Annotated in this window: 11 protein-coding genes and 1 pseudogene; 4 read left to right on the plus strand and 8 right to left on the minus strand. The window is 69.8% G+C overall.

Features of this window, described 5'->3' with window-relative positions; all coding sequences use genetic code 11:
* Window positions 1-124 precede the first annotated feature (124 nt).
* From OG329_RS18815 to OG329_RS18825, 3 genes are read left to right on the plus strand one after another with little or no spacing between them, the layout of a single operon-like run.
* A complete protein-coding gene (locus OG329_RS18815) occupies window positions 125-1036 on the plus strand; it encodes a serine/threonine protein kinase (protein ID WP_405796558.1) in 912 nt (303 codons plus the stop codon).
* A gap of 4 nt (window positions 1037-1040) precedes the next feature.
* On the plus strand, window positions 1041-3263 hold the full coding sequence (locus OG329_RS18820; protein ID WP_405796559.1) for a protein kinase domain-containing protein: 2223 nt from the start codon (window positions 1041-1043) through the stop codon (window positions 3261-3263).
* Between the two features lie 39 nt (window positions 3264-3302).
* Complete coding sequence (locus tag OG329_RS18825) at window positions 3303-5387, plus strand: protein kinase domain-containing protein (RefSeq protein WP_405796561.1); 2085 nt, start codon at window positions 3303-3305, stop codon at window positions 5385-5387.
* A 35-nt stretch (window positions 5388-5422) separates the two neighbouring features.
* Here the strand turns inward: OG329_RS18825 and OG329_RS18830 are convergent, their stop codons facing one another.
* The gene (locus OG329_RS18830) at window positions 5423-6103 is read right to left on the minus strand and encodes a hypothetical protein (protein ID WP_405796563.1); all 681 of its coding nucleotides are present in this window, start codon (window positions 6101-6103) and stop codon (window positions 5423-5425) included.
* A 127-nt stretch (window positions 6104-6230) separates the two neighbouring features.
* Here OG329_RS18830 and OG329_RS18835 point away from each other — a divergent pair.
* A pseudogene (locus OG329_RS18835) lies at window positions 6231-6344 on the plus strand (VapC toxin family PIN domain ribonuclease); the annotation flags it as partial.
* Window positions 6345-6411: 67 nt separating this feature from the next.
* On the opposite strand, the gene OG329_RS18840 reads toward OG329_RS18835, so the two are convergent.
* The 7 genes from OG329_RS18840 to OG329_RS18870 all read right to left on the minus strand — a co-directional run bounded on the left by OG329_RS18840 (window position 6412) and on the right by OG329_RS18870 (window position 12883).
* Window positions 6412-7920 carry an MFS transporter gene (locus OG329_RS18840; RefSeq protein ID WP_405801908.1) on the minus strand — a complete coding sequence of 503 codons (1509 nt, stop codon included), beginning with the start codon at window positions 7918-7920 and terminating at the stop codon, window positions 6412-6414.
* 288 nt (window positions 7921-8208) lie between these two features.
* Window positions 8209-8577 (minus strand): MerR family transcriptional regulator, encoded by a 369-nt coding sequence (locus OG329_RS18845; protein ID WP_405796564.1) that lies wholly within the window; start codon window positions 8575-8577, stop codon window positions 8209-8211.
* 132 nt (window positions 8578-8709) lie between these two features.
* On the minus strand, window positions 8710-9792 hold the full coding sequence (locus OG329_RS18850; protein WP_405796566.1) for a hypothetical protein: 1083 nt from the start codon (window positions 9790-9792) through the stop codon (window positions 8710-8712).
* Window positions 9793-9852: 60 nt separating this feature from the next.
* The gene (locus tag OG329_RS18855) at window positions 9853-10161 is read right to left on the minus strand and encodes a maleylpyruvate isomerase N-terminal domain-containing protein (RefSeq protein ID WP_405796567.1); all 309 of its coding nucleotides are present in this window, start codon (window positions 10159-10161) and stop codon (window positions 9853-9855) included.
* 231 nt (window positions 10162-10392) lie between these two features.
* Window positions 10393-11331, minus strand: coding sequence for a helix-turn-helix domain-containing protein (locus OG329_RS18860; protein ID WP_405796568.1), 939 nt, complete (start codon window positions 11329-11331; stop codon window positions 10393-10395).
* A gap of 86 nt (window positions 11332-11417) precedes the next feature.
* Window positions 11418-11858 (minus strand): VOC family protein, encoded by a 441-nt coding sequence (locus OG329_RS18865; protein WP_405796570.1) that lies wholly within the window; start codon window positions 11856-11858, stop codon window positions 11418-11420.
* Between the two features lie 203 nt (window positions 11859-12061).
* Entirely contained in the window at window positions 12062-12883 is an 822-nt protein-coding gene (locus OG329_RS18870) for a DUF5707 domain-containing protein (RefSeq protein WP_405796572.1), read from the minus strand.
* Window positions 12884-13081: the final 198 nt, after the last annotated feature.

Genomic DNA, 13081 nt, shown 5'->3' on the forward strand with positions numbered 1-13081 from the left:
CGAGATGTGGGCGATGAGCGAGGCTCAGGCGCCTGACGGGCCCGTCGCCCCGACCCTCCCGTCGGCGCGCGCCCTCGCGCCGGTAGTCTCATCTGGCCGCTGTCGTGGCTAGGGGGACGCACAGATGGAACAAGCACCGACGGACGGGGCGCGACGGATCGGCCCGTACCACCTCATCACCCGTCTCGACCCGAGCGGCCCCGGTCAACTGCCGGTCCCCGTACGCCGGTTCATCGGCCGCAGTGCGGACGGTGACCGTACGGTACTCATCAGCACGTCACTCGACGGCGCCGATCCGGCGCGCTTCCTCGTCGAGGCGGACGCGGGCCGCCGGCTCCTCGGCCCGTGGGTACTGCCCGTCGCCGAGCTCGCCGCCCCGTCCGAGACCCCCTGGTACGCGTCCGCGTACCTTCCCGTACTTCCGCTGCCGGTCGCCCTCGCCCTGCACGGCGGCCCGCTGCCCGAGCGCACGGTCCGGGTCCTGGGCACCACCCTGGCCGAGACCCTTGCGGGCGCGCACGCCATCGGCATCACGCACGCCGGACTGTCCCCCGCCTCCGTACTCCTCGCCTGGGACGGACCACGTCTGACCTGCTTCGGCGCGGTCCGCGCGGCGGCCCCGGACGGCGAGCGGCGCACCGGTCTACCCGGGCTCGAGCCCGGCAGCCTGGCCCCCGAGCAGGCATCGGGCGGGCGGCCCCGGCCGCCCGGCGACATCTACGGACTCGGTGCGGTTCTGGCCTACGCGGCGACCGGCCACTCGGTCCCCGACTCCGCGGAACTGCCCGACTCACTTCGGGCGTTGGTCGGGCGCTGCCTGACGCGCGAGGCCGCCGCCCGCCCGACCGCGCCCGAGGTGCTGCGCGCGCTGCTCGCGGCGTCGCCCACCCCCATGGCGACGGTCCTGGACTCGGCCGGTGCGCTGCTGGGGCCGGGCTGGCTGCCGAGCCGGGTGGTCGCGGCCATGGCGCGGCAGTCCTCGGAGGTCCTCGCCTCGGAAGTCCGTACTCCGATCTCACAGACAGCCAGGATCTGACTCGATGCTCTCCCCTCTGACCCATGACGATCCGGCCGGGCTGGCGGGCTTCCGGCTGCTCGCGCGGCTGGGCCACGGCGGCATGGGAACCGTCTACCTGGCTCGTACGGCGGGTGGCCGCACCGTCGCCCTGAAGACCATGCACCCGTCCATCGCGACCGACCCGGCGTCGCGCACCCGCTTCCGTCTGGAGACGGACGCGGCCCGTGTCATCGGCGGCCACCACGGCGCCGTCGTCGTCGACGCCGACCCCCTGGCACCCACACCGTGGCTCGCCACCGAGTACGTCCTCGGCCCGCCCCTCGACGAGGCCGTCGAGATGTGCGGCCCCCTGCCGGAGGTGTCCGTACGCGCCCTGGGCGCCGCACTCGCCGGAGCCCTCGCCCAGCTCCACGCCTCCGACGTCGTCCATCGCGACCTGAAGCCCTCGAACGTGATGGTCACCGCCTACGGCCCGAAGATCATCGACTTCGGCATCGCCCGCGCCTTTGGCGACGACCACCTCACCCGCACGGGATCGGCCGCCGGAACCCCTGCCTTCATGTCGCCCGAGCAGGCCGTCGGCCAGGAACACACCCCCATGGGCGACGTGTTCGCCCTCGCCGGAGTGCTTCTCTATGCCGCCACCGGCCACGGTCCCTTCGGCACCGGGCAGCCGGCGGACCTCCTCTACCGCGTCCGCCACGCCGAGCCGGACCTCTCCGGCCTCCCCCAGGCCCTGGTCCCGATCCTCGGCCCCTGCCTGGCGAAGGACCCGGCCCGGCGGCCCACCACCCACGACCTCGCCGGCCAACTCCACAGCGGCCAGGGCCACTTCGCCGACCATCTGCACGACGCGCTGCTGGCGGACATAGCCCGGCGTGCCTCGGAGGTCTGGCAGCACCAGCCGCAGCGGCTTCCCGTCCCCTCCGATCACGCGACGGCCGAGACCGTCCCGGCCGCCACCGCGCCCGGCATGAGCCGCCGCAAGCTCATCGCCATCAGCGGCGGTGCGCTGCTGGCCACGACAGGGATCGGCGCGGGTGTGTGGGCATCGACGACAGAGCGGAAATCGCGCACGTCGAACTCCACCGGCTCGGGCGAACCTCCCGAGGCCGTGTGGCGCAGAAGCATCGCCACGGCGTCACCATCTGACCTGGGTCGTCCTCTGGTGGTCGGCGACAAGCTGATCGTGACCACCGAGAGCGGGGTGAGCGCCATCCAGGTGTCGAGCGGGCAGAGTCTCTGGTCCACCAACCCGGTGCTGAGTTCCTGGGACGTGGCCACGGACGGAACGAAGCTCTACGCGATGGACTACTCCCTGTCCCCGAAAGAAGGTCTGCGTATCACGGAGATCGACCTCGCCGACGGAGCGCTGATGGATCCGGCCGTCACCGAGAAGGCGTACAACGGGAAGCTGGTGGGAAATCAGCTTCTCTGCGTCAGCGGTGACGTCGCCTGGCTGCTCACGGCGCGGGTACGGAAGGAAGACACCGACGAATCGAGCGGCGTCGGTCCCGAACGAGGCTGGCTCATCGCCTCCTTCTCGCTGTCGACGGGCAAGCGACGCACCGAGCTGATCCTGGACGAGACCGTGCCGCAGGACTACCCCTGGGTGACCGGCGTGCGCGCGATCGGCTCACGCCTGATCCTCTTCTTCCGTACGGAATCCGGCGGGGTCGACGTACTCGTCTGCGACACGCGTACAGGAACCGGCGTCTGGCGGGCACCCCTCGACCTCAACGCCGACGACGCGGCCCGCAGTCCCATCGCCGTGGACGGCGAGCACCTTTACACCTCGTCGGACGCGGTGCGGGCACGGCGCCTGACCGACGGCAAGGAAGCCTGGAAATACCAGGAAGCGGACGCGACCGGGTACGGGCCTCCCACGGTGAAGGACGGAGTCGTCTACGCGGCGGGAGCGCGGGGTCTGGTGGCCATCAGCGCGGACACCGGCGCACTGCTGTGGCGGGAGAAGAATCCCGAGTCGTCCGGGCACGAGCTGAAGGTGGCCCCCACTGTCGGCGACAGGTACGTCTACAAGCACTCCGCGGCGGGGCTGCGCGCGATCGATCTGCGGACCCACGAAACCGGCTGGCTCCACCCGGAACCTCTCGACCGGTACACCGCCCTGATCACGGAGGGACTGCTCATCGGCGTCGGCGAAGGCCCCATGGTCGCTCTGCCGCTGGAGCCTTCACCTTCGCCTTCGCCTTCGCCTTCGTCCTCGGACCATGCCTCGTCATAGGCTCCCCACCCCATCACCGCGAAGGGCTCGACTCCCACCATGCGACCTCTGAGTTTCGGCGACCCGATCCGGCTGGGCCCGTACCGCATCGCCGGAGTGCTCGGCGAGGGTGGCATGGGCAAGGTGTACGTAGGTCACGACACTTCCGGCCGCCTCGCGGCCGTCAAGGTACTGCGTCCCGAACTCGCCCACAACCGCGACCTCGCCCAGCGGTTCCTGCGCGAGGCCCAGACCGCACAGGCCGTGACCAGCACCGGAGTGGCACGCGTCGTCGGCTCGCAGACCGAGGGCGGGCGCCCCTGGATCGCGACCGAGTACCTGTCGGGGCCGACGCTGGAGCAGGCGATCACCGACCACGGGCCGCTGGACGACGCCGGTGTACGCGCGCTGGCCGGCGCCCTGGCATCGACGCTTCAGGAGATTCACGCGGCGGGACTGATCCACCGCGACCTCAAGCCGGCCAATATCGTGCTCACTTCCTCGGGCCCGCGCATCATCGACTTCGGTATCGCACGCCCCGAGCACGGCCTCACCCTCACCACCACAGGACAGGCTCCGGTCACGCCCGGATACGGGGCACCCGAGCAGGTACTGGGTCAGCGTGTCGGCCCGTCGGCCGACGTGTTCTCCCTCGGGGCGGTACTGGTGTACGCGGCCAGTGGCCGGCAGGCGTACGAAGGTGCGCACGTCGCGGCGGTGCAGTACGAAGTGGTGCACGGAAGCCCCGCCCTCGGCGGCGTACCGCAAGCGCTCCACCCACTCATCGCCCCCTGCCTGGCCAAAGAGCCCGCCCACCGTCCCCACCCCTCGTCGGTCATCCAGGCGTTCGCACCTCCTCGTGGCGCACACCGGTTGTGGAAACAAGGCGTTCTCGGCAAGCAGATCAAGGAGTACGAGACCCGGACCAATCAGCTCACCACCCTGGCCGGCACCACCGTTCCGGGGGCGAAGGCGTCACGGCGGGTCTTCCTCACCTCGCTCGTCACCGGCGGAGCGGTACTGGCACTGGGAGGTGGCGCGGCGGCCTGGTGGCTGAACACAGGGCCCGATCTGCCCTCGGCCGCCGACGCCGTGCCGGCAAAGCTGCTGACCTCCGGCGAGTACGAGGAGGGGGCGCCGCCGAAGCCACTGTGGGGGCCGCTGAAAGTGGCTGCTCCGAGCGCGTCCATGCTTCTGCCGGTACGGGATGTCGTCATGACCGCCGGCCTGTCAGGAGGACTTACGGCGCACAGGGTGAGCGACGGCCGGCAGAAGTGGACGCTTCCGGAGGTGTCGCCGTCCGCGGGCTTCTTGCGGTTGACGGCCGAGCAGTTCGTCGCGGCCGATGCCGAGGGCAATGTCCTCGCCTTCGACGCGTCCACGAGTGAGTCGCTGTGGAGTGCCCCGGCGAAGGCGGGCAGCCTGCTGGCCGTCGCACCCGACGCGGCGCTCGTGTACGTGCTGACGAAGGACGGCGAGGTGGCCGCGGTCGACACCGAAGACCACAAGGTCGCCTGGACCGCGACGGCCCCCGGGAGCGTCGTCGTCGACCCGGCCGCCGTGGCCGGTGCGGGACCCGGCCGACTGGTCGTCTGCACGGCGGAAGGGCACTACTTCGCCCTCGACTCCGCCAACGGCAAAGACGCCTGGCAGTTGGACGGCCATGCCACGACGGCGCTGACCCCGGCCGTCGAGGAACGATTCGTCTACGTCGGCGGGAAGTCGCTCCTGGCACTCGATCTGGAGACCGGCGACGAGGTCTGGTCCGCGGCTTCGCAGTCGCTGACCCCCGAGCAGGACGGATGGGGCGCTCCCGCGATAACCGGCGACAACCTCGCCGCGATCGACAACAGCCTTCTGTACCGGGTCGACAAGGCTTCCGGCACGGGGGGCCAGGTCTCATGGCCGGACGGCACCCTCCCGTCCCGTACTCCACCGGTCGTCCAGGGCAACACCCTTTGGATCGGCGAGGGGGGCACCTCGTCAGGCGTATCGGCCTTCGCGAACAACCCGGGCGGCGAGGCGGACGGCCGGCTCATGTGGACCTACGAACCCGAGTCGGAGGGTCCCTGGCACCTGGCCGCCGCGGGCAACCGGGTGTTCCTGCTGAACAAGGGCTCGGTCGTCACCCTGCCGGTGTTCTGAGAACGCGACGCCCCGTCATCTCATTCATGCGGCGCTCAGGACGAATCACGTTGGAGCCTCGGGTAGCCGATCTCTCCGATTTCCTCGGCCACGTCCGCCAGGCTGGTCGCCGCGTTCAGCGACGAGACGAGTGCGGGGGTCAGCGGTCGAAGCGCGTACACGTGGCGCACCGCTTCGAGGTTTACGGGAACCTCGTAGTAGTCCTCGGCGAACCGCTGGTACGCCTCGGGGGAAGGGTCCGCGAGGAGGTGGAACAGCCGGTTCGCGCCGTCAGGGTCGTCGTAGCCTGCGGGGAAGTCGATCGTTCCGTGGCTCCATCGGCTGTCGGCTGTCTCGCGCCATACGCAGGCCGTCACGACCGGCACATGGTCTTCGTCGGTGAAGGCGGGTTCCTCCACACATGAGCGGAAGGCCGAGGGAACACCGTCGATCACGCCCGGCCAGACTTCACCGTCGTTGGCGTACGGGCTCATCGGCGCCTCATGGTCGAAGCCGCGCACGTAGGCGCCTGCCGCCGAGAAGACGATGGAGTACTCGTCCCCCGAGCCGTTGCGCATCGAGGCCATCTCCTCGCCCGCGGCCCAGGCGGAGTTGAAGGAGTAGTACCGGTACTCCCAGTCAGGGCTGAGGATCGTATCGAGCACCGCCAAGGAACGGGACAGGTCCCGCAGGTCACCAATGGCAGGCAGTCGGCGCGCGACGTCGTATGAGGTCATACACCCCATCCAACCCGCCGCCTCTGACAGTCGGCGTCTCAACCGGGGCGTTCACCAGCTCCGTCGCGGCCATGTCCCGGACCGCGTCGGACGTCTCGCCGAGGTCGCGATCACCGCCATCACCCTGGCCATCGCCGAAGAACTACCCCTCTTCACCACCAACCCCGACGATTACCAGGGCCTCGGCGGGCTGCTCACCGTCGTACCCGTCACCCGGCCCACCGTCCTGCACGACCGGTAAGACGTGCTCGGAGCGCGAGTTCGATTCTCGTCACCCGCTCCGAAGAAAGGCCCCCATCGGCGCGGTGTCAGTACTCGGCGGGCACACCCCGCGTATCTCCGGAGGACTCCACTCGTGTTTCCCGGGCGTCCGAGGCGGCGGGCATGGCACGAAGGAACAGCCCCGCGAGCAGCGCCGCGGCGGCGAGGCCCACCGCGCTGAGCGCGGTGGCGGCCTGGAGCCCGGCGGCGAACGCGTTCTGTGCGGAATCCCGCAGCGCCGACCCGACGCCCTCGGGCAGCCGCTCGGCCACGGCCAGGGCGCCACCCACGGTCTCCCGTGCCTGTTCGCGCGCCGCGGAAGCCAGTGCGTCCGGCATGCTGTCGGAGAGTCGGCCCTGATAGGTCACCATGGATATGGTGCCGAAGAACGCCATCCCGCCCGCCAGCCCCAACTCGGCGCCGCTCTGCGAGATTCCGGAGGCCAGGCCCGCCCGTGCGGAGGGGGCGGAGCCCACGATCGCGTCCGTCGTCAGCGCCAGCGTCGGCGTCACGCCCGTGTACAGAATCGTGAAGCTGACCACCGTCCAGGCCAGACTGCTCTGCCCGGCGGTCGCGGTGATCATCGCCGCTCCCACGGCGGCCGTGCCGAGCCCCGCACTGATCACGACGGCCGGACGCACCCGGCGTACCAACCGCGGCGCCAGCAGCGTCGCTCCGATCCCGGACAGCACCGACGGCACCGTCCACAGTCCGGCGGCCAACGGGGACAGCCCGATCACCGCCTGCAGGTACTGCATCACCAGCAACTGCGAGCCCGCCATCGCCGCGACCGCGACGGTCTGCGTGGCCAGTCCCGCACCGAACGCGGACCGCCGGAACAGCCCGAGATCCACCAGGGGGTTCTCGACCCGGCGCTGACGGCGCAGGAACAGCGCGCCCACCACCAGACCGCCCAGCAAGAACGCCCCGGCCCGCACCGACAGCCCCGAGGACGCCGCGTGTTTGGCGCCGTAGACCACGCCCAGCACGGCCGCCAGTGACATCGCGGCACCGGCCACGTCGAAACGCCCGGTCACCTTCTCCCGCTGCTCCGGGAGCAGTACGGGCCCGGTGACCAGCAGGAGCACCATGACCGGCACGCCGATCAGGAACACCGAGCCCCACCAGAAGTACTCCAGCAGGGCCCCGCCCACGAGCGGGCCGATGGCCTCACCCGCGGTGAAGCACGTCATCCAGACCGCGAAGGCGAAGGTCCGCTGGCCCGGATCGCGGAACATGCCCGACAGCAGCGCCAGCGTCGACGGCATCACCGTGGATCCGGCGATCCCCAGCAAGGCACGGGCCAGGATGAGCAGTTCGGCCGTCGGGGCGAACGCGGCCACCGCGGAGGCGACGGCGAACGCCGCCGCGCCCAGGAGCAGCAGCCTGCGCCGGCCGATCCGGTCGCCCAACGTGCCCATGGTCATCAGGAATCCCGCCACGAGGAATCCGTAGATGTCCAGGATCCACAGCAACTGGCCACCGGTCGGCGCGAGATCGGCGCTGAGGCTGGGAGCCGCCAGGTGCAGCACCGTCAGATCCATCGACAGCACCATGGTCGGCAGGGCCAGCACCCCCAGACCGATCCACTCCCGCCGGCCGGCCCGAGCCGGAGCCTGTGTGGGCACGTCGCATTCCTCCCTCAACTACGCGCGCCTGGCCGGGACTTCTCGCTCCGTCACGGGGCGGGGCGGGGCGGGGCGGGGGCGTCACGCATCGGCGACGCTAGACCTTCACACCGATGTCAGAGTCAACCCTCGACGGCGCCGGGACGGCCACCGCTTCGAGGAGCGAAGGTCCGACCGGGCGTCCGGATGCGCGGACGCCTTCTGGCACGGGCGGTGCTACGAAGCTTCCTCGAGCAGGGGGGCCGCCGCGATGACCGCGTCCAACTTGTCGCGGGACGAGTGGAGTTCGTCGATCGCGCGGGTCATCCGGTCCCTCGCCTCGTGCAGATCGTCCAGCATCTCCGCGCAGGTGGGGACGAGATGGTCACCGTCCTCCCGCATGCAGGGAAGCACCCCGGCGATCAGGGACGTTCCCAGCCCCGCCGCCAGCAGCGCACGGATCTGCCGCACCGCGGCGACATCCCCCTCGCGGTACTCGCGGTAGCCGCTGGAGCGCCGCTGCGGATGCAACAACCCCTGCTCCTCGTAGTACCGCAGCAGCCGTTCGCTGACTCCCGTACGCCGGGAGAGCTCGCCGATCCGCACCCGCGCCTCCACTGCCTGCCGGTCCGCCTCACGCCTCTGCGAGCCTACCCACCCGGCGGACAACGGGCGAAGGCCCAAGTCAGCGACTTGGGCCTTCTTCGTTGTCCGCAGTGCGGTGGAACGGCTACCGGTTCAGTTGGTCTTGACGGGGGTCAGGGTGAAGCCGTCGTTGGGCTTGCCCGCGAGGAGGTCGGCCAGACCGCCGCTGAGCGCGTACGTCGTCGAGCCCGGGCCCTCGGTCACGTCGCTGGTGACGGGGTCCTCGACGGTGTCGGTGACCGTCACTGTGGCTTCCTTCCAGCCGTTGCGGGGCTTCACGTGCTGGATCTGGGCGGGCTTGCCGGACAGCAGACCGCTGCTGACCGCCGTGATTGAGCCGTCCTTCAGCAGCCGCATACCGGCCGTGGGGGATGCCAGCGGCGCGGAGAGCTTCACCTTCGCCGCGTCTTCGGGCTGGTCGACGGGCACCCTGACGAGGGAGCCGTCCGCCATGGCGATGATCAACTGGTTCCCCTTCACCCACTCCACCGCCGCCATCCCCACATCGTCCAGGAAGTTGGGAATGTCCAACTCGCCCTGGAGCAGGTCGCTCCGCAGGAAGACCGAGGCGCGGCCCTCGGTGTCGATACGGAACACCGTCGGGGTCAGCTCGTCGACGGCGTAGGCGGTGCCGTCGGGGGCCACCGTCACATCGGAGATCAGGTGCTTCTTGCCGTCGAGGGCGATCGCCGTCAGATCGACACACCAGTCCTGCTTGCCGGTCTTCAGGTCGTAGCTGCCCACACCGGCGATACCGAAGGGCGACTCCTTGTTGGAACGGTCGGCAGTGCCGTAGTCCACATTGCTGACCAGGACGCGGTCCCGCTCGCGGTCGACGTTGACGGCCTGCGCGGAGACCAGTTCCGGGTCGTCGATGAAGGTGCGTACCTTTCCGTCCGGAGTGACGGCGTAGACCTTGCCCTGCTTCAGCGAGCCGGCGAAGAACGTCTTCGACCGCGCGTCGTAGTCCAGCGAGTGCGGGAACACATTCGCGCCGTCGGCCTTGATGGCGCTGGGAGCCTTCTGCTGCGAGCTCTGCTCGATCCGGGGCTTCTCGGAGCCGGAGCCGGAGCCGGCTCCGTCGGAGGAACCGCTCGCGGCCAACGCCGTCCCGGTGGCCGCCATGGCGACAAGTACCGCGCCCGCGATGGCGATCTTCAGCTTCGTCTTCTTCATTGTCCTTGTTCCTTAGAAGAGTTGGGGCGATGTGTACTGCGGCGAGCTACGTGTGGGTGGTCACTCGGAGATGTCGCGGCCGAGGAGGGCGGCCGGCGCCAGATCCCAGCCGTGCACCAGGTGCTCGACGGTCCGCAAGTGCAGTGCCACAGCGCCGGGCACCTCACCGATCGGGGCCTGCACCATCCGCTCCAGCGCTCCCGGCGCCTCGAAGGCGCGCTGTCCCGCCACCAGATGGTCGATCAACTGCTGGACATTCCATTCGGTGCAGGACGTGGGCGCGCTCCGCTGCTCGTCCCGCACGGCCTCGACCAGGTAGGCGACGGTGTCAACGACGTCGGTGAAAGCGGTGACGGGTGTGGTGGACATGGAGAACCTCCGGAAGGCGTGAAGAAGCAACGCGCGTACTCGACGACGTGGGGGTGGGAGGGAAGAAGAGACGGGCGGCAGACTCATCGGCGGCAGGAAGGCGCGCGTGACAAGGCCCCTTCGGCAGTGCCTACCGGCCTGGGGCCGGGGGCTGCCGAGTGATGATCAGGCGTGACGTACTGGGCGGACGGTGGAACCGCGGCGGCCGGATGGACGTACCGGGCGGCCGAATCAGGAGCGGGCGGGAGGAACGACGCGTGCGAGGGTGTCGTCGGGGGCGGGGTGGGCTGTCGCCGGCCGGTCCGCGGCGGGCAGGAGGGTCTGGTTGAGCAACCGCAGTGCCGCCTGAGCGGTGGAGTCCGGCGCCGCCGTCGTCACCACCACCCGGATCCCCTGCCCCCGGGGAACCGGGAGCGAGTGCTGAACCACGTCAAGCTCCCCGACCATCGGATGGCGCATCCGGTACTCGGCCATGTCCCAGCCGCGCACCCGGTGCTCGGCCCACAGCGTGGCGAACCGCGAGCTGCCCATGGTCAACTCGCCTATGAGGGAGGCCAACTGCGGGTCGTTCGGATATTCGCCGACCGCCTGCCGCAGCTTGCCCACCACGTCCCGCGCCTTCCGGGGCCAGTCCACGTACAGGTCGCGCGTATGGGCGTCCAGGAACACCAGCCGGGCGGTGTTGGGCCGCGTAGCCGCGTGATCCGGGCTGTCCGGGGCCAGGTGCCCGGCGAACAACGCGTGCCCGGCGCGGTTCCACGTAAGGATGTCCGAACGCCGGCCGAGGACGACCACGGGTGAGTCCCCGAAGACGTCCACCAGTTGGCGCACCGCCGCGGTGACCCGCTCGGCGGGGAGCCGGCGGCGGCTCTGCCGGGCGGCATCACCGGTCAGGGTGTGCAGATGACGCCGCTCGGCGTCATCCAGCCGCAGGGCCGTGGCCAGCGCGTCGAGAACCTGCGGCGAGGCGTTGAGCGACAGCCCCTGTTCCAGCCGGATGTAGTAGGCCACGCTGACACCGGCCAACTGGGCCAGTTCCTCACGCCGTAGCCCCGGCACCCGCCGCCGGTCGCCGTAGTCCGGCAACCCCACGTCTGCCGGCTTCAACCGCGCCCGGCGCGTGGCCAGGAACTCACCGAGGTGGGATTTGCCGTGCGTTCGTTCGTCCATGCGGTCGAGTATGGCGACGGTCTTCGGACCTAGCCTGCCCCTGGGAGTAGCAGACACGACAGTTCCCGATCGGCGGAGCGCGGGTCTCAGCTCAGTTGCTCGGCCAGTCCGACGATGATGCCCTCCGGGCCGCGGACGTAGCAGAGCAGATAGCTGTCCTCGAACCGGGCGATCTCGCCGACGAGTTCGGCGCCGTGAGGGCGCAGGCGGGCAACGGTGTCCTCGATGTCGTCGACGGCGAACATGACGCGGTGCGTGCCCAGGATGTTGTGCGGCCGGTTGCGCGGCCCGGCGCTGATCGCCGCGGGGCTGCGGTACTTCGCCAGCTCGAGCCGGCTGTGACCGTCCGGGGTCCTGACCATCGCGATGTCACAGCGGACGCCCTCGAGTCCGGTGCACCGGTCGGCGAAGGGGCCCTCGATCTCCGCCCTGCCCTCCAGCTCCATACCGAGTTCCACGAAGAACGCGATGGCGGCATCCATGTCCTCGACGACGATGCCGACGTTGTCCATCCGCTGAATCGCCATGGTGGCTTCTCCTTCTTCCTCGTACGACCGGTGGTGGCCCCTCATGTTCCTGGGACGGAGCCGGTGGCACGTTCTCGACATCCGCACACCGCCGGGTGACCTGGTGGGCTCGCCGTGCCCCACTTCAGGCGGCGGCCGACCTGGCGCTCGTGCGAAGGAGGTCGACCGCCGCTTTCCCGCGTAAATCCGCTGGTTCTACGGAGCTACTTCACGTCGATGTAGTCACCCGCGGCGCTGACCGCCGCGGTGGACGCGATACCCGCGTAGGTGAAGCGGTAGTAGCCGTCGGTGGACGCCGTGACCGTGGTCTTCAGCGCGCCGCCCGTGGCCGACTTGATTCCCTTGACGTTGGTGTAGTTGGTGGTGCCCGCCTTGCGGAATTGCAGCACCACCGACTGGCCGCTGAGTCCCGCGTACTTGTTCGACTCCCAGTCGGCACGGGTCAGCGCGCCGGTGACCGTGATGGTCCTGCCCTTCACCACCGGCTCGGGGGACGCGTTGACCGTCAGCTTCGACATGCGCTGGAGGCTGAAGCCCTTGACGTTGTCCTTCTGGACGTAGTCGGTGTCCGTGCCCTGAGCGAGTGCCCAGACCTTCCAGCCGCCGGCCAGACTGTTCAGCAGGTCGTAGTTGGCGTCGACGGTGAAGGTGTGCTTGCAGGTGGAGGTCGTGGCGTTGACCTCGGTGCAGACCGCCTCGTCCTCGTTGGGCACGGCGCCGCCGTCGAGGTCGTCGAACGTCGAACCGCGCCACAGCACCGCGGTCGCCCACTCGATGCCCGAGTCGTCCGTGGCGGTGAAGCTGACCGTGAAGGTGCTCTTCGTGGTCGCACCCACGACGACGGGCTTGCCGCCGTTCACGACCACGTTCGAGATGGTGGTGTCTCCGCTGACGTCGTCGGCCGCGGAGACCGCCGCGTCGACCGCGTCGGTCTCGACGCTCCTCGTGAACGCGGAGACGGTGTTGCTGTCATCCGCCTGCGCCGCCGGAACGGCGAGAGCGGAGAGGGCCAGGGCGCCTGTCATTACGGCGACAGAGGCACGAATGCGCATGTGTTTCCCCACGTCTGCAAAAGGGGCGCACGGGAAGGTTCTGTTCCACGCTTCCGCGGCGCCCGATCCAGTCAGTTTCTGAAGTCCGCTGACTCCACTGATCAGACATGGAGAAGCAGTGAATGGTTGTGCGACTTCGTAAAATTCTTTCTCGTACGCGTTTATGCGGGC

The sequence above is a fragment of the Streptomyces sp. NBC_01506 genome, from assembly GCF_045040295.1.
Lineage (GTDB): Bacteria > Actinomycetota > Actinomycetes > Streptomycetales > Streptomycetaceae > Streptomyces.

What these genes read in the sequence shown, in the direction of transcription:
- OG329_RS18815 (WP_405796558.1), top strand. Translation starts at nt 125, where the DNA reads ATGGAACAAGCACCGACGGACGGGGCGCGACGGATCGGCCCGTACCAC.
- OG329_RS18820 (WP_405796559.1), top strand. Translation starts at nt 1,041, where the DNA reads ATGCTCTCCCCTCTGACCCATGACGATCCGGCCGGGCTGGCGGGCTTC.
- OG329_RS18825 (WP_405796561.1), top strand. Translation starts at nt 3,303, where the DNA reads ATGCGACCTCTGAGTTTCGGCGACCCGATCCGGCTGGGCCCGTACCGC.
- OG329_RS18830 (WP_405796563.1), bottom strand. Translation starts at nt 6,103, where the DNA reads ATGACCTCATACGACGTCGCGCGCCGACTGCCTGCCATTGGTGACCTG.
- OG329_RS18840 (WP_405801908.1), bottom strand. Translation starts at nt 7,920, where the DNA reads ATGGTGCTGTCGATGGATCTGACGGTGCTGCACCTGGCGGCTCCCAGC.
- OG329_RS18850 (WP_405796566.1), bottom strand. Translation starts at nt 9,792, where the DNA reads ATGAAGAAGACGAAGCTGAAGATCGCCATCGCGGGCGCGGTACTTGTC.
- OG329_RS18855 (WP_405796567.1), bottom strand. Translation starts at nt 10,161, where the DNA reads ATGTCCACCACACCCGTCACCGCTTTCACCGACGTCGTTGACACCGTC.
- OG329_RS18860 (WP_405796568.1), bottom strand. Translation starts at nt 11,331, where the DNA reads ATGGACGAACGAACGCACGGCAAATCCCACCTCGGTGAGTTCCTGGCC.
- OG329_RS18865 (WP_405796570.1), bottom strand. Translation starts at nt 11,858, where the DNA reads ATGGCGATTCAGCGGATGGACAACGTCGGCATCGTCGTCGAGGACATG.
- OG329_RS18870 (WP_405796572.1), bottom strand. Translation starts at nt 12,883, where the DNA reads ATGACAGGCGCCCTGGCCCTCTCCGCTCTCGCCGTTCCGGCGGCGCAG.